This is a genomic window from Bradyrhizobium sp. Kon37, from assembly GCF_055807535.1.
Genome location: NZ_JBVVOY010000002.1, coordinates 204,482 through 221,749, shown reverse-complemented (window position 1 = coordinate 221,749; position 17,268 = coordinate 204,482). Strand labels below are relative to the sequence as shown.

25 protein-coding genes are annotated in these 17,268 nt (G+C 64.8%); 16 read left to right on the top strand and 9 right to left on the bottom strand.

Going from position 1 to position 17,268, the window contains the following annotated elements; all coding sequences use genetic code 11:
- Positions 1-5 precede the first annotated feature (5 nt).
- On the bottom strand, positions 6-434 hold the full coding sequence (locus AC0L3J_RS05255) for a COG4315 family predicted lipoprotein (protein ID WP_456764570.1): 429 nt from the start codon (positions 432-434) through the stop codon (positions 6-8).
- A 122-nt stretch (positions 435-556) separates the two neighbouring features.
- Positions 557-1,021, bottom strand: a complete 465-nt coding sequence (locus AC0L3J_RS05250; protein ID WP_473346265.1) for a MarR family winged helix-turn-helix transcriptional regulator — start codon at positions 1,019-1,021, stop codon at positions 557-559.
- 104 nt (positions 1,022-1,125) lie between these two features.
- Here AC0L3J_RS05250 and AC0L3J_RS05245 point away from each other — a divergent pair, with 104 nt between their 5' ends.
- The 3 genes from AC0L3J_RS05245 to AC0L3J_RS05235 all read left to right on the top strand — a co-directional run bounded on the left by AC0L3J_RS05245 (position 1,126) and on the right by AC0L3J_RS05235 (position 4,673).
- Positions 1,126-3,042 carry an FAD-binding monooxygenase gene (locus AC0L3J_RS05245; RefSeq protein ID WP_473346264.1) on the top strand — a complete coding sequence of 639 codons (1,917 nt, stop codon included), beginning with the start codon at positions 1,126-1,128 and terminating at the stop codon, positions 3,040-3,042.
- Between the two features lie 167 nt (positions 3,043-3,209).
- Positions 3,210-4,220, top strand: a complete 1,011-nt coding sequence (locus tag AC0L3J_RS05240; protein ID WP_473346263.1) for an SH3 domain-containing protein — start codon at positions 3,210-3,212, stop codon at positions 4,218-4,220.
- A 174-nt stretch (positions 4,221-4,394) separates the two neighbouring features.
- Complete coding sequence (locus AC0L3J_RS05235) at positions 4,395-4,673, top strand: hypothetical protein (protein ID WP_456764566.1); 279 nt, start codon at positions 4,395-4,397, stop codon at positions 4,671-4,673.
- Between the two features lie 19 nt (positions 4,674-4,692).
- Here the strand turns inward: AC0L3J_RS05235 and AC0L3J_RS05230 are convergent, their stop codons facing one another.
- Positions 4,693-4,971 (bottom strand): DUF3551 domain-containing protein, encoded by a 279-nt coding sequence (locus tag AC0L3J_RS05230; RefSeq protein WP_473346262.1) that lies wholly within the window; start codon positions 4,969-4,971, stop codon positions 4,693-4,695.
- Between the two features lie 139 nt (positions 4,972-5,110).
- Here AC0L3J_RS05230 and AC0L3J_RS05225 point away from each other — a divergent pair, with 139 nt between their 5' ends.
- Together AC0L3J_RS05225 and AC0L3J_RS05220 are read left to right on the top strand one after the other, a co-directional pair.
- The gene (locus AC0L3J_RS05225) at positions 5,111-5,290 is read left to right on the top strand and encodes a hypothetical protein (protein ID WP_027517643.1); all 180 of its coding nucleotides are present in this window, start codon (positions 5,111-5,113) and stop codon (positions 5,288-5,290) included.
- 85 nt (positions 5,291-5,375) lie between these two features.
- Positions 5,376-5,690, top strand: a complete 315-nt coding sequence (locus AC0L3J_RS05220; RefSeq protein WP_473346260.1) for a hypothetical protein — start codon at positions 5,376-5,378, stop codon at positions 5,688-5,690.
- A gap of 67 nt (positions 5,691-5,757) precedes the next feature.
- Here AC0L3J_RS05220 and AC0L3J_RS05215 read toward each other — a convergent pair whose 3' ends face one another.
- Both AC0L3J_RS05215 and AC0L3J_RS05210 read right to left on the bottom strand, forming a co-directional pair.
- Positions 5,758-6,102, bottom strand: a complete 345-nt coding sequence (locus tag AC0L3J_RS05215) for a DMT family transporter (protein WP_456764563.1) — start codon at positions 6,100-6,102, stop codon at positions 5,758-5,760.
- A gap of 164 nt (positions 6,103-6,266) precedes the next feature.
- Positions 6,267-6,932: an O-methyltransferase gene (locus tag AC0L3J_RS05210; protein WP_473346258.1), complete on the bottom strand. Its 666-nt coding sequence runs from the start codon at positions 6,930-6,932 to the stop codon at positions 6,267-6,269.
- Between the two features lie 97 nt (positions 6,933-7,029).
- On the opposite strand from AC0L3J_RS05210, the gene AC0L3J_RS05205 reads away from it, so the two are divergent.
- From AC0L3J_RS05205 to pdxY, 3 genes are all read left to right on the top strand, one after another.
- Positions 7,030-7,662 (top strand): TetR/AcrR family transcriptional regulator, encoded by a 633-nt coding sequence (locus tag AC0L3J_RS05205; protein ID WP_473346257.1) that lies wholly within the window; start codon positions 7,030-7,032, stop codon positions 7,660-7,662.
- A gap of 104 nt (positions 7,663-7,766) precedes the next feature.
- Entirely contained in the window at positions 7,767-8,408 is a 642-nt protein-coding gene (locus tag AC0L3J_RS05200) for an FMN-binding negative transcriptional regulator (protein WP_473346256.1), read from the top strand.
- 49 nt (positions 8,409-8,457) lie between these two features.
- A complete protein-coding gene (gene pdxY, locus AC0L3J_RS05195; protein WP_473346255.1) occupies positions 8,458-9,270 on the top strand; it encodes a pyridoxal kinase in 813 nt (270 codons plus the stop codon).
- 10 nt (positions 9,271-9,280) lie between these two features.
- On the opposite strand, the gene AC0L3J_RS05190 is transcribed toward pdxY, so the two are convergent.
- Positions 9,281-10,591 (bottom strand): M15 family metallopeptidase domain-containing protein, encoded by a 1,311-nt coding sequence (locus AC0L3J_RS05190; protein WP_473346254.1) that lies wholly within the window; start codon positions 10,589-10,591, stop codon positions 9,281-9,283.
- Positions 10,592-10,919: 328 nt separating this feature from the next.
- On the opposite strand from AC0L3J_RS05190, the gene AC0L3J_RS05185 reads away from it, so the two are divergent.
- The 4 genes from AC0L3J_RS05185 (at position 10,920) to AC0L3J_RS05170 (ending at position 12,955) form a co-directional block, all read left to right on the top strand.
- Complete coding sequence (locus AC0L3J_RS05185; protein ID WP_473346253.1) at positions 10,920-11,123, top strand: hypothetical protein; 204 nt, start codon at positions 10,920-10,922, stop codon at positions 11,121-11,123.
- Positions 11,124-11,295: 172 nt separating this feature from the next.
- Positions 11,296-11,550, top strand: a complete 255-nt coding sequence (locus AC0L3J_RS05180; RefSeq protein ID WP_211396075.1) for a hypothetical protein — start codon at positions 11,296-11,298, stop codon at positions 11,548-11,550.
- 247 nt (positions 11,551-11,797) lie between these two features.
- Complete coding sequence (locus tag AC0L3J_RS05175) at positions 11,798-11,944, top strand: hypothetical protein (RefSeq protein WP_473346252.1); 147 nt, start codon at positions 11,798-11,800, stop codon at positions 11,942-11,944.
- A gap of 90 nt (positions 11,945-12,034) precedes the next feature.
- The gene (locus tag AC0L3J_RS05170; RefSeq protein WP_473346251.1) at positions 12,035-12,955 is read left to right on the top strand and encodes a DMT family transporter; all 921 of its coding nucleotides are present in this window, start codon (positions 12,035-12,037) and stop codon (positions 12,953-12,955) included.
- A 21-nt stretch (positions 12,956-12,976) separates the two neighbouring features.
- On the opposite strand, the gene AC0L3J_RS05165 is transcribed toward AC0L3J_RS05170, so the two are convergent.
- Entirely contained in the window at positions 12,977-13,162 is a 186-nt protein-coding gene (locus AC0L3J_RS05165) for a hypothetical protein (protein WP_035962695.1), read from the bottom strand.
- A gap of 157 nt (positions 13,163-13,319) precedes the next feature.
- Entirely contained in the window at positions 13,320-13,670 is a 351-nt protein-coding gene (locus AC0L3J_RS05160; protein WP_456764557.1) for a zinc ribbon domain-containing protein YjdM, read from the bottom strand.
- Between the two features lie 200 nt (positions 13,671-13,870).
- On the opposite strand from AC0L3J_RS05160, the gene AC0L3J_RS05155 reads away from it, so the two are divergent.
- From AC0L3J_RS05155 to AC0L3J_RS05140, 4 genes are all read left to right on the top strand, one after another.
- Entirely contained in the window at positions 13,871-14,407 is a 537-nt protein-coding gene (locus tag AC0L3J_RS05155) for a helix-turn-helix domain-containing protein (protein ID WP_473346250.1), read from the top strand.
- 305 nt (positions 14,408-14,712) lie between these two features.
- Positions 14,713-15,387, top strand: a complete 675-nt coding sequence (locus AC0L3J_RS05150; protein ID WP_473346249.1) for a cell envelope biogenesis protein TolA — start codon at positions 14,713-14,715, stop codon at positions 15,385-15,387.
- 89 nt (positions 15,388-15,476) lie between these two features.
- Entirely contained in the window at positions 15,477-15,803 is a 327-nt protein-coding gene (locus AC0L3J_RS05145; protein WP_473287023.1) for a hypothetical protein, read from the top strand.
- 90 nt (positions 15,804-15,893) lie between these two features.
- Positions 15,894-16,169, top strand: coding sequence for a hypothetical protein (locus tag AC0L3J_RS05140; protein WP_473346247.1), 276 nt, complete (start codon positions 15,894-15,896; stop codon positions 16,167-16,169).
- A 113-nt stretch (positions 16,170-16,282) separates the two neighbouring features.
- On the opposite strand, the gene AC0L3J_RS05135 is transcribed toward AC0L3J_RS05140, so the two are convergent.
- Positions 16,283-17,077 (bottom strand): lytic transglycosylase domain-containing protein, encoded by a 795-nt coding sequence (locus AC0L3J_RS05135; RefSeq protein WP_473346246.1) that lies wholly within the window; start codon positions 17,075-17,077, stop codon positions 16,283-16,285.
- Between the last annotated feature and the right edge of the window lie 191 nt (positions 17,078-17,268).

The following is a 17,268-nucleotide window of genomic DNA, read 5'->3' as shown; positions in this document are numbered from 1 at the left end:
TCGCCCTAATTCTCGGGACGGGCAATGCGCCATTGCAGCGTCGTGGCATTGCCGTTGGCCTCGCCCGGCGCCTTGTCGGCCGGCGAGGTGTAGAGCGGACGATAGCGATAGGCCCACATCTTGCTGCCGTCGTTACGGTTGATCACGGTGAAGTCGCCGATCGCCTTGGCATCGGCCGTTGCCGATAGCGGCACCCAGCTCTCGACGCATTTGCCGTTGCAGTTCGACGTCTTGCCGGTGGTATCGCGCTCGTAATAGTAGAGCGTCATGCCATTGAGGTCGACGAGCGTGGGGCCCTGCTTGGTCAGGATCACTTTCGCCGGTGAGGTCGCGGGCTTCGGCGGAGGAGGGGCATCGCCGCCGCCATGGCCGTTCGCGAGCGCCGGAGCGGCCGAGAGCGCGATCGCCGCCGCCGCAATGAGGAACCTGAACATCCGAAACTCCAGACCGGCAAAGTTAATCGCGCGTTAAACGCCGAATGCGGCGGACCCTAACAGCCGAAGGTTAGTTCCTGGTTTCGCGACACCGCGACAACGACCGGTAGAATTACGGGGGGTTAGGCCTGCGCTTCGCGCAGCGGGGCGCGGCTGAGTTCGTTGCCGGCGGCGATGGCCTTGTGCAGAAGGCGCATCAGATCCTCACCTTCCTTCGCGCTGAGGCCGCGCAGCATGATGCGTTGCGCGGATTCGACGGCCGGCGTGATCTTGCGCAGCGTGCGGCGGCCTTCGTCGGTGATCTCGAGTTCGCGGGCACGACGGTCGCGGCGCGAGGCGCGGCGCTCCGCGAGCCCCTTCTGCACGAGGCGGTCGATCACGCCGGTGATGGTGGTGCGGTCGTAGGCGATCAATCCCGCGAGCGTCACCTGGTCGAGTCCCGGATTGGCCTTGATGGTTGCGAGCGCGGCGTATTGCACCGGGGTAAGGTCGAAGCCGGCATCCCCGACTTCGGCCAGAAACACCGCGACCGCGATCTGCTGGAATCGGCGCGCCAGATGTCCGGGCATGTCGTTGTTGTCTTTCACCGAATTTCTCCGTTGGGGGCGGGACGGCCGGGATCGTTGACAAGTATACTGATAGTCAGCATACTGATCAATATCCAAACAGACCATCGGCGGGAGAGGTGCTCATGCAATTCCATCTCAATGGATTTCAGCCGGGCGACCCCGAAATCGCAGATCCCGCCGCGCGCATTCATGCGTCGGGCGCAACGGGAGGCGTGCCCGAAGAGGTCGATGTCCTCATCGTCGGCTGTGGCCCTGCGGGCCTGACGCTCGCGGCCCAGCTCGCGCAGTTTGCCGACATCAAGACCTGCATCGTCGAGCAGAAGCCGGACCGCCTACTGGTCGGGCAGGCCGACGGCATCGCCTGCCGCACCATGGAGATGTTTCATGCCTTCGGATTCAGCGAGCGCGTCCTGAAGGAAGCCTGTTGGGTGAACGAGACCACGTTCTGGAAGCCGGACGAGCGGATGCCGGAAAATATCGTCCGCAGCGGCCGGGTGCAGGACGTCGAGGACGGTTTGTCGGAATTCCCGCACGTCATCCTCAACCAGGCGCGCATCCATGACGGCTTTCTCGACGTCATGCGCAAAGCGCCGGCCAGGCTCGAGCCCCATTACAGCCGGCGCCTGCTCGACCTTCAGGTCGATCCGGCCGCGGGTCCCGCCGACCATGCCGTGACGGCGCGGCTCGAACGGGTCGATGCCGAGAACGAGGGCGAGATCGAGACGATCAAGGCGCGCTACGTCGTCGGCTGCGACGGAGCCCGCAGCATGGTGCGCAAATCGATCGGCCGCGAGTTGCTCGGCGATTCCGCCAATCATGCCTGGGGCGTGATGGACGTGCTGGCGGTGACCGATTTTCCGGACATCCGCTTCAAGGCCTTGATCCAGTCGGCGAAGAACGGCAGCCTGCTGATCATTCCGCGCGAGGGAGGCTACATGGTCCGCCTCTATGTCGAGCTCGCCAAGCTCGACATCGGCGAGCGCGTCGCCAATCGCAACATCACCGCCGATGACGTGATCGCGAAAGCGCAGCGGATCCTGAAGCCGCATACGCTCGATGTGAAGGAGATCGCGTGGTGGTCGGTCTACGAGATCGGCCAGCGCCTGACCGACAAGTTCGACGACGTGCCGGAGACCGAGATCGCTACGCGTCTGCCGCGGATATTCATCGCCGGCGATGCGTGCCACACCCACAGCCCGAAGGCGGGGCAGGGCATGAACGTCTCGATGCAAGACGCCTTCAATCTCGGCTGGAAGCTCGCTGCCGTTTTGCGGAAGCAGTTTGCGCCAAGCCTACTGCATTCCTATTCGGCAGAGCGTCAGGCGGTTGCGAAAGAGCTGATCGATTTCGACCGCGAATGGGCGGGGATCCTCGCGTCCGCAGGCAAGGCCGGCGGCGCCGATGCGGCCAGGACGCAGGACTATTTCGTGAGGCACGGTCGCTACACCGCGGGCACGGCGACGCATTACCGCCCGTCGGTTTTGACCGGAGCGACGTCCCACCAGCATCTCGCGCAAGGCTTCGTCATCGGCACGCGCTTTCATTCCGCACCGGTGATCCGGCTTGCGGATGCCAAGCCGGTACATCTCGGTCACGCAGCGTCCGCGGATGGCCGCTTCCGCATCTACGCTTTCTCCGGCGCCGAGAATCCGGCAGCAGCCGGCTCGGCCATTCGCGCCTTGTGCAATTTTCTTTCCGAGGCGCGGGAGTCGCCGGTCCGGCGTTACACGCCGGCGGCCGCCGACGTCGACAGCGTGATCGACCTGCGGGCGGTCTTCCAGCAGGATCATCGCGAGCTCGCCGTGGAGGCGATGCCGGCGCTGCTGCTTCCGCGCAAGGGCCGGTACGGCCTCATCGACTACGAGAAGATGTTCTGTCCGGACCTCAAGAATGGTCAAGACGTTTTCACCATGCGCGGAATCGACCGCAAGGCCGGCTGCATGGTCGTGGTGCGGCCGGATCAGTATGTCGCGACCGTGCTGCCGCTCGATGATTTTGCTGCGCTTGCTGCGTACTTCGACGGTTTTATGCGCAAGTAAACTGACGGGACGGCGGCGCACACTCTCTCTGCGCGCGGTGTCGATGAACGGCGAATGAATATTGAACCGCGCGCGGCATCCGTCTCGATCTTTCGACGAATGAGACCTTCGTACGCGGAACGCCCGTTCCGCTGGCGCGTTCCGACTCGAAAGAGGAGGACTACGCCATGAAATTCCGAAGCGTGTTGTTAGCCGCATTGCTGCTTGCCCCGACGGCCGCGCTGGCCGCACCGGGCATGGTCACCGTCTCGACCGGCCTGCGCGCCGGGCCGGGTCCGGGCTTTCCGCTGGTCGATCGCATCCCCGAGGGCGCCCGCGTCGACATCCATGGTTGCCTGCGCGGCAACGCCTGGTGCGACGTGAGCTTCTCGGATGACCGCGGCTGGGTGTCGTCGCAATATCTCGAATATCTCTACCGCAATCACTACGTCTATCTCCCCGACTATGTCGACGAGATCGACGTGCCGATCGTCCCCTTCGTGCTGACCTCGTACTGGTCGAGCTATTATCAGGGGCGGCCCTGGTATCGGCGCCATGCCCACTGGAATAGCTACTGGACTTCGCATCAGCGCGACGCGATGCGGATGACGATCGATCCGCGCGCGGCTCGCATCGGCCGCGCGGCAACGCGCGATGCGGCGGTCGCACTCGGGCGCAACGGCGCGAATGCCAAGGAAAGTGCAAGGGAAAATGCGAAGGAAAGTGTCAAGGGCGCGGCCGCGGTCTCCGGTCGTGATGCCGTGACTTCACGGCACGACGCTGCGATGGCCAGGCACGAGAGTGCTATTGCGACGGACCGGAGCCGTGCGGGACGAAGCGACCACATCGCGCATGAGCGGACCAATCTTCAGGGCCGCAATCCGCACGATGCACAAGCCCGCATCATGCACGAGCAGGCCGCACAGCGCGCGGCTGTGCGTGCGCAGCCGATGGCGCGCCCGCATGAGGCGCCGCGTGTCTCAGCCGCTCCCGCAAGCCGGCCTGCGATGCCGCATGTGGCCCAGCCCAATGTGAGCCACGGCTCGCCGATGAACGCTCACGCCCAAATGCCGGCGCCGCGCGCGGCTGCGCCTGCGATGCCTCATGGGGGTGGCGGCGGCGCACCTCACATCAACGCCGCGCCGCACGGCGGCGGTGCGCCGGCCGGCGGTCCCGGTGGCGGGCACCAGAAGCACTAAATCTGCCAACGAAAGCCCGGCCCTCGCGCCGGGCTTTCTGCTCGGGGCGGACCGGGTTCCGTGCCCATACAATTTAAGAAGCTTCTTCGCGGGCAGATTTCATCGATCGTAAGATGTCTACTCAAAGCTGTAAGCATTCCACTCGGGGCAGCGGGGCACGGGAGGATGACGACGATGAGACAGAACCAGGCGGAGACGCGCCGCCACAATGTCGCGAAGCGGTCGATGACCAGGGAAGCCAAGCAGCTGTCCGGCCTGATTGCCGGATTGCGCCAATCTCTCGAGGTGATTCACAAGGAGCGATCGAGCACCAAACTCTCCGGCGCCGAGATGGGCCTTCTCGACGAACGCCGCAACAATCTGTTGCTGACCATCGCAGCCCTCGACGACCGCCTCTCGGCGGTGCAGGGGCTGATCGATCTTGGCCGCCCCCATATCATTCGCGTCCACTGATCGGAGCGCAGACCTGATGCTATCGGCTTCGTCGCGGCGGCGACGGAACCGGGCTCAGCGGCCGGCTCTGCGTGGCATAGGGATTGGCGTAGCACTGGGCGGATTGCCCGGAGGCGGTCGCGGCGCACTGCGCGATCGTCGCAAAGCTGCAATCGATGCTGCGGCCGTCGATGGTGTAGATCTCGATGCAGACGGGATGGCGCGGATCGTAGGTCTGCGCCGCTGTGGGCGCCGAGCCAAGCAGGCCCGCACCAAACAAGCCCGCGACAAGCAGAATCGCATTCATGATGCGACGCACGATCAACCTCCATCGTTCGGCCGGAACCAGGCACAATGCTGCCGCGGATGGCACCAAATTGCCACGCTCCCGGCGAATTGCCGCCAAAGCCCGCTGCCACGACGAGAGCGGGTGCAGGGCAACGCTAAGGGGATGCGCATTGGCCTACAAGATGATCGCAGAACGCGACAACGAGAAGTGCAGTTTTGCCCGCGAGAGCCGTTTGCTCATCGTGGCGAAGGCGAAGGTTTGGGCGAGCGAGGGGTGGAAGGTCGTCATCACCGACCAGGACGGCAAGGCCTACGCGCCGCCCGAATTCGATCAACTATTGGCGGCCTGACCGCAAGACCGGGCAGGGGACGACATTGATTTCGCACTTTCGACCGGGGGGCGACCTGATCGCGCCCCTGATGACTCTTCCAACGATGAGTCTTGCAGCCGCCGCCGTCCTGACGGCGACATTTGCCGTCGCGCAAAATCTCGATGCCGGTAAGTCGCCGCAAAAGCTCTTCGCCGATGGATGCGCGACCTGCCATCGCAGCCCGCGCGGCCTTGCCAAGGGGCGCTTCAACCTGACGCTGTCCTGGTTCCTGAAGGACCATTACGCAACCAGTTCGGACACAGCCAAGGCGCTTGCCGCCTATCTGGAATCGGTCGACACAGCGCCGCCGCGAGCTGCGGCCAAGCCTGGCGCGAAGCGATCCGGGCCGCGTACTCCCAAGCCGTCGCAAAGCCAGTAGGCGTGAGCCGGCCACTGGCAGGGCGTCGCGAAGCAAGACCTTGCCGGTGACACCGTGCTTGCCGGCATCAATGCACCGTGGTCGCCGAGAACAGGTTGATGACCACCACTCCGGACACGATCAGCGCGATGCCGACGAAGGCCGCAGCGTCGAGCATCTGGCGAAACAGCACGAAGGAGACCGTTGCAGTCAGGATGATGCCGACCCCGCCCCAGATCGCATAGGCGATGCTCAGGGGGATGACCCGGATCGCGACCGACAGCGCGTAGAACGAGGCGACATAGAACAGCATCATCGCCAGTGTCGGCCACAACCGCGTGAACTGCATGGATTGCTGGAGGAAGGCGGACGCCGTGACCTCAAGGACGATAGCGAGGGCAAGCGCTGCGTAGGCATTGAAGGCGGAAGTCATCACGGGCTCGGGCGTATTGTGCAAAGAAAGATACGGCACGGTACGGGGAATATGACGTTTGCCCGGGTCCAGCTATCACGTGTCAGTGACGAGCCTGCGACACGGCGGAGCGCAGCACGAAACCGCCGCGCGATGGTTCGCGCGGCGGCTCATTGGTGGTGGCGTTAGTTGATCCGCACGGAGAGTTCGACGTCGTCGGCAAAGGCCGTGGACATGTAGCCGCTTCCGGGCCTGCGCATGCGCGCCAGATAGTCGGGGCTGTCGTCGGCGTTGTCGGCGACGATGATCGCGCCCGGCCGGAGATGGCCTTCGACCAGATCCAGGATATCGGGGTAGAGCGCCTTGGCGCCGTCGAGCAGCACGAGATCGATCGTATCCGGCAGATCGACTCGAAGCATCTTCAGCGCGTCGCCTTCGCGGATTTCGACGAGGTCCAGCAGCCCGCCGGCCGCGAGGTTCTCGCGCGCCCGGGCCGCCTTGGACGGTTCGAATTCGGTGGTGATGAGGCGGCCGCCGCCATTGTCGCGCAAGCCCGCGGCAAGGTGCAGGGTCGAGATGCCGAACGAGGTGCCGAACTCGACGATCGTTTTGGCGCGGGAGCTGCGTGCGAGCATGTAAAGCAGGTGACCGGTCTCGCGGGAGACCGCGAGCGGTGCGTCCTTCAGCCGCCCGTAGAGGTCGCGGTAAGCGGTCTTGCTCCGCATCATCCGTGCGCGGTCGGCGTCGGTCACATCGGCGAAGGCGGCTCGCATCGCGCCGCGCGCCGCTTCGTCCTCGTCGAACAGACGATCGAGCAGTGGCGCAAGTGATGTGATGGTCGGGGTGTTCATGTGTAGTCTCCAGATGTCGCCGCGAGGCGAGTGCTTGCGTGAGGATGGAAATACGACTAATTCGTCGCATTCGCTATTCGCATTGCTCGAGGGCGCCATGGCCGATCGCCGAAGCCGTTCAGTTTCCTCACGAAAACAGCCGCAGCAGGTCCGCTCGAACGAGCTGGTGGCGGCCATTCTGGACGCGGCTGTTCAGGTCCTGACCAAGGAGGGGGCGCAGCGTTTCACGACGGCGCGGGTGGCCGAACGGGCCGGGGTGAGCGTCGGGTCGCTCTATCAATATTTTCCGAACAAGGCGGCGATCCTGTTCCGGCTTCAGAGCGACGAGTGGCGGCGCACGAGCGAGCTCCTGCGCGGCATCCTGGCCGACGGAGCGAAACCGCCACTGGTGCGGCTGCGCGCGCTGGTCCACGCCTTCATTCGTTCCGAGTGCGAGGAGGCTGCGATCCGCACGGCGCTCAGCGACGCCGCGCCGCTCTATCGCGATGCGCCCGAAGCACACGACGCGCGGGCCGCCGGTAAAGGCATCGTCGCGGCCTTCATGCGGGAGGCCCTGCCCAAGGCGCCGGATGCGACGCGGGAGCTTGCCGGCGAGCTGATCAAGACGACGCTGAGCGAGGTCGGCAAGCAGTTCTCGGAGACACCGCGCAACGAGGCGGAGATCGCGCGTCATGCCGACGCAATGGCCGACATGTTCTGCGCCTATATCGATGAGCTTGCGCGGCGGTGAGATCATTCCTGACATCCGCGTTTGCGGGCCAATATCGCTTCTGATCTGACCGGATCATGAGTTAGCCTCGATTTGTCCTCCAGCCAGTCAACGAGCGCCCCGCCATGCATGTCCTCCGCCCCCAATTCCGCATCGAGGAGCAGCAAGCGCTGGAATTCGCAACCCAGCGCGGCTTCGGCATGATCGTCGCGGCGGATGAGCGCGGTCCGCGCGCCTCGCATGTGCCCTTCGTGCTGGAGCAACGCGAGGGGCGTGCGATCGTCCAGATCCATCTCACCGCCAGGAATCCGCTCGTTCCGCTCGCGGACGGCGCGCGGCGCTTTCTGCTGATCGTTGCCGGCGACGACGCCTACATCTCCAATGACTGGTATTCTTCGCGCGACAACGTCTCGACCTGGCTGTACGAGGCCGTGCACCTGTCGGGCGTGGCGCATCCGCGCGGGCTCGACGAGAACCGCGGGCACGGCGATGCGCTACTCGCGGTCGCCGAAGCGCGGCTGCCGAAGGCGCCCTGGGATCTGGCGCAGATGGAGCCAGACAAGCGCGAGACCATGTTGGCCACCATTCGCGTCATCGATCTCGTGGTGGATACCGTCGAGGGGCAGGCCAAGCTCAACCAGCACAAGAGCGATGCGGATCACGTCGCGGTCGTGGACCGGCTGGCGCGATCGGAGGAGAGCGGGCATCGGCGGCTGGCGCGGAAGATGCAGGCGCTGCGGCCGGGGCTTGGATATGATTTTTCGTGATCCGGGCGACCCTTGTCTCGCTTGACGATTACTCCTACGGACCTCTTTCATGCTTGTCATCTCCATTCAAAGCCAGGTGGTCCACGGCCATGTCGGCAACAGCGCCGCCGCCTATGCCATGCAGGCGGAAGGCGTGAACGTCGCCGCGGTGCCGACCACGCTGCTGTCGAACCAGCCGCGCTATCCGACCCTGCGCGGGCGCGTGCTGGAGACCGAGCTCGTTGCAGACCTGCTGAAAGGCGTCGACGAGCGCGATCTCGTCGACGAGGCCGCGGTCCTCGTCACCGGCTATCTCGGTTCGTCCGGCAATGCCGCTGTTGTCGCCGATTTCGTCGAGCGGGCGCTGACCCGCAATTCAAAACTGGTCTATCTCTGCGATCCCGTGATCGGCGATGACGGCCGCGTCTATGTCGCCGACGGCATCCTGGACGTGGTCCGGCACCGGCTGCTGCCGGCCGCTAATCTGACCACGCCGAACCAGTTCGAGCTCGGGCTGCTCGCAGGCCTCGACGTCGCGGATGCGCAGGGTCTGCGCGCGGCGTGCGCGGCGCTGGCCGGGACCGGCCACATCGACGTGGTCGCCACCGGTTGCACGCTCACTGATACGGCGGAAGGGCAAGTGGAAACCATTCTGTGCGCCGACGGTCAGTTGTCGCGCTTTGCGACGCCGCGCCTGCCGATCCGCCCCTCAGGCACCGGCGATCTTCTCACGGGCCTGATCGCGGCGCATCTGGCCAAGGGCACGGCGACCGAGACGGCGGTACGGCTCGCAGTCGAAACCATTTACGCGGTGCTGGTGCGCACGCAGGAGGCCGGCACCGCCGAGATGCGGCTCGTGCCGCTGCCGACGCCGGGACGGTAAGCTCTGATACTCAGGTCGCGCGCTTCGCGGCCGATTGCGCTGATTTCTGCGGCTTCGCGGGGACCTTCTGCTCGCGCGTCGCCTGTGCCTTCGCCTTTGGCAGCTTTGCGCTTGCCACGGCCCGCGCCTTCCTCGGCTTGACGCTGGCTTCCTTGCGGTCCGACGTGCCGCGGCGCGAGACGTATTCCGTGCCGTCGACTGGGCCGACATGCGGGGGATCGCGGCCGAGATAGGGTCGGCCGATGCCGAGCGCCTTGCCATTGGCATCGACCCACTTCCACAGCACCTCGGTCGAGACCCAGCGCTGCGCGCGGTTGTCGCCCTTGGTGCTGACGATGTCGGCCGCCATGCCGTGGCCGTAGCCGCCGCGCGTGCTGCCGCCGTGATAGGAGCGATCGGAGGCGGCCTTCAGGCCGCTCGCGATCGACTGGCGATAGTCGTCGCGGAACGCGCTGGTGATACCAGGCGAAAGCCCGGCAGCCTCAGCCGCGAGCAACGTGCGAAACAGCTTTTTCTTGAAACTCTTGTCCATGCCGCCGATGACGTAGTCCATCATCGACATGCCGGCGCGGTCGGCCGCCTTCGGATCCTTCCAGCCAAAGTCCTCGTCGACCAGTTTCGTGAAGCTGCGCATCACGGTCACCATCTTGCCCTTGCGCTTGACGGTGACGGCGCGGCGATCCTCGACCTTGACCGAGTCTTCCTTAGGCGTGCGCTGGTAGAGCGCCCAGAGATAACGGTCGATGCAGGCTTCCATGACGTAGCATTCGTCGAGGACCGCGGTCGTGTCCGCGGACGGCGAGGCCTTGCTCACCACGGGCGCGGGGCCGGTCGCGATCGTCGCGGGCGACAGCGCGTCCGTCGTCACGATCTCGGTGGGATCGGCCGAGGCGAGTTTGATCACGGGCTCCGGCGCCGGAGCCGGAGCAACCTCGCTGGCGACTGGTGTCGGCTCAGGCGAAATCTGCGGCACGAGCGGCGCTTCGGTCGGCAAGATCAGCACTGGGTCGGCCGAGGCGAGCTTGATGGCTGGAGCTGGCGCCTCGAGCGCTGCCACTTCGGTGGTTACGATGGACGGTGTCGCAGCAACGGCGGCCGCGATATCCGCTGTCAGGGCGACGCCGTCCTCGATGGCCGCAGCGTGCGGGATGTCGGCGAGGTCAAGCCGGCTGAGATCCTTCGCGCGCGAGACGGCGGAAGCATTGGCGCCGCTGTTCTCGATGAGGGCAGGGGCATAGGCGGACAAAGAGAGCGCCAGCCAGCCGGCGAGAACCGCCGAGGGGCAGGAGACCGCCACCAGAAGAGACCGCCGATCATTCATGATCCCTGCCTCCAAACGGTTCTGTTGAACCTCGTCTTCTCCGAACAGTCTGACCAGACAGTCTTGGTCAAACAGTCTTGCACGAAAAGGCACGCCGCGCGTCGATTGTTCGGAGGACGGTGTGGCGGCGCAATGGCGCAATTCGGGGAAATGGGGCTTTTCGAGCAGGTGTTGCGCGGGGGCAACGCGGGTTCCATTGTGGTTCCACGGGCGCTTACTCGCGGGCGGTGCGGAAAATTCGTTAAAGACGAATATTTTGGCACCGGCCGCCATAAGGTGTTTCGCCGACACTTTGCGCAACCTTGTCACGGCGAGCGCGTTAGGCGCCATGACGCACTCCTCGCTTCGTCCCATGGACGCCTTCGACCCCACCGAGCCCGCCATTCTGCACGACCAGCTCTCCGATACGATCATCACCTGGACCGCTGAGCAGGCCGACGATTTCAGGCGCGCCAGCCGGCCAGGCGAGGGCGGAACCGTAATCTGGAAGGCCTACGTCTTCGATGGGTGGGGCCACGTGCTCGGCGGCTGACCGCCATTAACAAAACCGTCATGTCGCAGCCGGTGGTGATTCGGCCAAAGCCTTGTGCGCATTAAACATATTGCCATGCACCGGGGGCGTTGTTGCAATGCAGCAGTGCATGTCGCAATGCAGCAAAATGGGCTTAGATGTACTCCGAACGTTTCATTCAGGAGCATCACCCATGAACAAGAAGACTCTGTCGATCGCCGCCGCCATTCTGACGATCGCGGGCAGCACCGCGGCTTTCGCCGCCGAACTGCCGACTTATGAGGCCAACGGCTTTCCGGTTTCCCCGATGCAGGTGCGTGTGCTCGGTGCCGCGCATGTCGAGCAGCAGGCCTCGGCGCCCACTACTGTCGCTTCGGTCCACCAGACCCGCGTTCTGTCGCCGCGCAAGGTGAAGACGGCTGACGTCACGACGGGCAGCGCCCGCTGATCTGGGGACGCCACAAGCCAACGTCAAGCCAACGTGATGCAGGCTCGTTTTCTCCGAGCCTGCCTGGACCGCGTTCCCTTTGGGGAGCGCGGTCTTTTTTTTGGCGCCGCGAGTCATGATCACGTGCGGTTGTGTACGGCCGTTCAAAGCGAGTGTGATCTCTTTAATAGTTGCTTTGCAGATCGCGGCGCTTGATGCGGGCGCCGCTTATTGAGCAGCCAAGAATCATTTTCATAATGGAGTAGTCATGCCCGTTGCACAGAAAGCCGTTGTTGCAAGCGTCTCGCCGCGCGCGTTCATTGTCAAACATCTCGCCTTGTTCGCAGCCGCCGCGCTGTTCGTGTTCGTGCTCAGCCTGACGTATGGGCTCGATCTCAGCCCGGGATTTTTCTGAGCGAAGGCGCGCTGGCGTCTCTCGCTTGCGTGCCAGCCTTGCAGGCACATGGGTTGAGCCACGGCCTCTGTCGGCGTACCGCTTTGTCCCATGGATCAGCGGACGAGCGGCGCCGACGCTCTCACTCAAAAGAACGATGCGGCGCCGGCGCTTGTCGGCGTGCTCTGCGGCCTCGCCGCGGCGCTGTTCTGGGCGCTCGGCTTTGCCGGCACGCGGCTCGGGCTCAAGGTCGGTTTTACGCCGGTCGACCTGCTCGTGCATCGCTATGTCTGGTCCGGAATCGCGTTCCTGCCGCTGGTGATACGCGGCGGCATCTCCGATCTCTGCGGCATCGGATGGGGCAGGGGCCTTGCGCTGATGGTGCTCGGCGGCCCCGTGATGTCGCTGATCTCCTACACTGGCTTTCTGTTCGTGCCGCTCGGCCATGGCAGCGTGATCCAGCCCTCTTGCGCGACGCTCGGCGGCCTGCTGCTCGCGGCCTTGTTCCTGAAGGAGCATGTCTCCGCGTCGCGCATCGCCGGCGCCTTTGTCATCGTCGCCGGGCTCGGCGTGATCGGCGCGGAATCGATCGGCCATATCGGCGCCGACGGCGTGCTCGGCGATCTGACCTTCGTGCTGACCGGATTGATGTTCGCAGGCTTCGGCGCGCTGGTGCGCCACTGGCGGGTCTCTGCCGTGTCGGCTGCGCTCGTCATCAACGTGCTGTCGCTGCTGCTGCTGCCGATCTACCTCATGACCGGCGGCCTCGCGCGGATCGCGGCGATCGGTATCGGTGAGAACGCTATCCAAGCGCTGGCGCAGGGCGTGCTGGCAGGTCCGGCTGCGCTTTATCTGTTCGCCGTCTCGGTGCAGCGCCTCGGCGTTGCCCGCGCTGCCGTCGTCCCGGCCTGCGTGCCGGCGCTGACGGTGCTCACCGGCTGGCTCCTGCTCGGCGAGCCGCCGACATTATTGCAGACGGCGGGATTGGTGACGGTGCTGTGCGGATTCTATCTGGCGCAGAGGCAGCGATAGATCGCGGCCCCTAAACGGCGCTTACCATTCGATGGTGGTAAACTTGACGCCGCGGCCGGTCAGCTCCCGCCCGAGCCGCTCGGCGCGCTCGCTGGCGGATTTGCCGAGCAGCCGATACCTGCCGCCGAGCGCCTTGTCGGCGACAACCTGATGCCGGATGTTTTCGTACAATCGCAAGACGGCCTGATCGCTCAGATTGTCGAACATGTCATCGGTCGGGTTTGGTTTGGTCGCGTCGCTTGTTGGCGGTCCTCGCAGAGCGGCCTCCCAAGACTTGTTCGTACGGATGTCGGCTCATGGGTAGCGGTCCGGCGCAGCAACGTATGTCCACTTCTGAACATTGCGAGATGCGGCCTGCCTCGGCTTACGCCTTCCTCACGAACTCCGACTTCAGGTTCATCGCGCCGATGCCGTCGATCTTGCAAGCGATGTTGTGGCCGTCGGTGGCGTCCTGCAGGCGGATGTTGCGGACCTTGGTGCCGCCCTTGACGACGGAGGAGGAGCCCTTGACCTTGAGGTCCTTCATCACGATGACGCTGTCGCCATCAGTGAGCGCATTGCCGTTGGCATCGCGCACGCCGGCCTCCTGAGTGGCGTCCGCGGCGGCCTCCGCCGTGCCGCTCCATTCATGGCCGCATTCCGGGCAGACCCAGAGGCCGCGATCCTGATAGGCGTGCTCGGAGTTGCAGGTCGGACATTTCATCGCGTCGGTCATTGTTGCCTCGTCGCCCGTCACGGGCGCGCCGCACGCTTTCCGCCGGAAAAAGATGGATTGGGAGCAAATCCTTTACCATGGCTTTCAGTCCTGGCGGAACCCTTGGAAACTTAGGAGTTCAGGAAAAACTCTGCGGTATCGAGGTCCGGAATTTGTAGCTGCGTCGGTTCGACGTCGCGGCGGAAGGGAGTGTTCTGGTCATGAGCGAGCATCGCGCCGCAGTCAGACATCACACGCTGCGTACCGGCATTGTCGAATTCGACAACGGCACCGGCAAGATCATCAGCGCGCCCTGCACAATCCGCGATGTCTCGGGCAGCGGCGCGCGCCTCGGCCTCAACGCCTCGCTCTGGGTCGCCGAGCGGTTCACGCTGGTCTTCAGCAGCGGACTGCGCAAGGACTGCCGTGTCGCCTGGCGCAAGGGCAGGCTGATCGGCAGCGCGTTCGCGGACGGCTACGCGAGTGCGGACGAGCAGGCCGTGATGATGACCGCGGACGAGCAGTCCCGGCACCGGCTTGGGATCGGTGCGCGCCTCAAGGCTGCGCGCGAAAAGCGCGGCTACACGCAAGCCCAGCTCGCAGAGCTCATCGGCGCCACGCCCGCCTTCGTGGCGCTGGCCGAGCAGGGCCTCGCGGACATTCCGCTCTACCAGCTGATGCACATCGCCGATCTGCTGATGGTCGGTCTCGATGGGCTCGTCGCAGGGCCGGCGCCTGAGGATTTCGACGCGGCGTAGTCAGCATCCCGTCAAAATAAAATGTCGAAAACAACCCCATGCACAGTAGAAATCCCGAGGGATTTCAGTGTGTTGGAAATCCGAAGAATCGGTGGTGTTGCGCCGTAGCCCGGGTGAGCGAAGCGATACCCGGGAAGGCCGCCAGCAAAGGTCCCGGATGTCGCTTCGCTCATCCGGGCTACGGGCCTATGCGCGCCGCCTCGACTTCGGCGATACCGAATCGAATTTGACTCGTCGGGCAAAACAGGGGCAGTATGGCATGATGGCGCCGCAGGAAGCAGGTGGCTCGCCAGCTGCGGAGCGACATGCCGAAAAAAGCAAAACCAACAAGAAAACTGAAGACCTACCAGACCTCGCTCGGCTTCTACGACCAGGCGATCGCCGCGCCCTCGATGAAGGCGGCGCTGGATGCCTGGGGCGCCAGGTCCAATCTGTTTCATCAGGGCGCCGCGAAGGAGACCGACGATCCCGACATCGTCGCGGCGACGATGGAGAAGCCGGGCGTGGTGCTCCGGCGGCCGGTCGGATCGGACGGGGCGTTCACCGAGCATTCCGAGTTGCCGACCGATCTCGCTGACGACGAGGCCGGGCCGAAAAAGTCTAGAGCCAAGTCCAAAGCCAAGTCCAAAGCGAAGTCCAAGCCGAAAAAGCGTCCCGCAAAGGCAGCAAGGCAACCAGCCCGCAAGATCGACGATCAACAGGCGCGCAAGGCCGCCGCCGCGTTCGAGAAGGAAGAGCGGCGGCGGGAAGCCGAGCGCCGCAAGGAGGAGGCCGCCCGCGCCAAGGAGCGCGCGCGCCGCGAGAAGGCCGTCGCGAGTGCGCAGGCCGCATTGGACGAGGCGAGGCGGGAGCACGACGCGCGGGCGGAGGCGATCGAAGCGGAGCGCGCTTCGCTCGACCAACGCGCGGAGGCGGAGGCGACGCGCTGGGACAAGCAGAGGATGAAGTTGACCGAGGCTGTGCGTCGCGCGCGGGAGTAAATGCCCGGCCATGCGTGCCGCGTCGCCGTCTCCGTCGGCAAGATCGCGGTTCCATGCCTATATGGACTGCAGTCCCATATAGGTCTGCAATGCCTGAAAATCCCTCGAATTCCAAAATCCCGATGATCGTGCGCCCGCGCCGCGCGGCGCCGGTCCTGGTGTGCCGCAAATGCCTCAAGCGTAGCGACGAGGGCCGCGACGTCAGGCGTGCGCTGAAATCCGAACTGAAGGCGAACAAGCGCAACGGCACCAAGCCGGCCAAGCTGATCGTGACCGGATGCTTCGGCCTCTGCCCGAAACAATCAATCGTGATCGCGAGCGGCGCCAGTCTGGCGCGGCAGGAGTATGTGCTGGTTGCGGACCGCGATCAGGTGCCGCGAGCGCTCGCGTTGTTGGACGGCAACCCCGTCGCGTGACAATCGGTCTGCGCTGCGCGGAAGACTCTGGACAAATTCGCTTGCCTTGCCTGGCGTCCTTTTGCACTCTGGCGGCAAGGAGACCAACGCATGAAGATCATGACTGTCACGTGTGCGCTCGGAACCGCCCTGGTGCTGTGCAATCTTGGGATATCGGATGCCGAAGCCCGGGCGCGGAAGGCCCGAGTGGTGGATGAACAACGGCTGAGGGTGGATGTCCCGGTGCTCCGGCCGACGCCGTGGGATTACAATATCGTTCCACGCTATCGTTATCGCCCGGAAGACGACCGGGTCGATCCCTACGGCCCGCCGCTGGTGCCGTCGTATGTCCGCTACGAGGGCTGGCGCTGGCCGTATTGGTGGTGATCCCGTAGCCCGGGTGGAGCGCAAGCGTAATCCGGGGCCGGAGCATCCGCATCGCGTGACCGCTCGCGTGGCAGGAATCCCGGATTGCGCTCCGCTCCATCCGGGCTACGTCCCTAATCGTCGTCCGCCGCAAGCCGCAGAAACTGCCGCTTCATCGCGTTGACCCTGGCGACATAGCTCGCGACGAGGTGATCGCCGCAGCGCTCGTCGGCGATCATCTGGAACTTGCGGCGCGCGTAGGCCGTGGCGGGGCCTGCGCCGCAGAGATGGATGAAGGCGGCGAGATCCTGCCTCTCGCGCGCACTCGCCTTCACATCGCCCGCGCGGGCGAGAACATCGACGACATTGCGGTCCAGATACACCGATGCCAGCTCGATGGCGTGGCTCGGGATCGCGCGGACATAGAGGAAGGGAAAGCCGCAGCCGGCTTCCGTGACCGCATTGCCGCGAACGCAGAACCGCGCGGCGTCGGCATAGGCCGCGTCCAGCATCTGGAACAGGCCGACGGCGCTGGAGGCGGGCCGATAGATCGCGAGCGGATTAAAACTCCATCGCCAGCGCCAGTAGGTGCGCGCGAGCGGATTGCCCGATGTCTCGACCTGCGCCAGCGCCGCCAGCAATTCGGGCGTGATCGTCGCGGTGGCATGCCTGCGGAACAGCGGCCCGTATTGCCGCCAAGTCTCCGGTGGATCCTTGTTGAGCGCGTGGCCGACAAGAACGAACAGCTCGGTCGGCTTGCGCATAGTTTGATAGGCGATGTTTACCAGCACGAGGATCGCAAGCAGCATCGCCGCGCCGCCCGCGATCCGAACCATCCGCGGTGCGCGCGCGAAAGTCTTTCGCACCCAACGCGCGCGGCGCAGGACGCTGCGAAGGCGAGGGAGGGGGCGCTTGCTTCGTCCTGGCATCGGTCTTCTGGGAGTGCATCGCGGAGGCTTTGCACCTGGTTAACGCAGTCACCAGGCCTTGAAATCCGGCTTCTTTTTCCTCCGGTCGCGTCATTTCAAGTCGCCGCTCCGTACTCCCACGGCAGCTCGCATCCTTGATGGAAATAACCCGAGGTTGTACTGTGCGCCGCAACAGGGTTAATTTTGTGTGA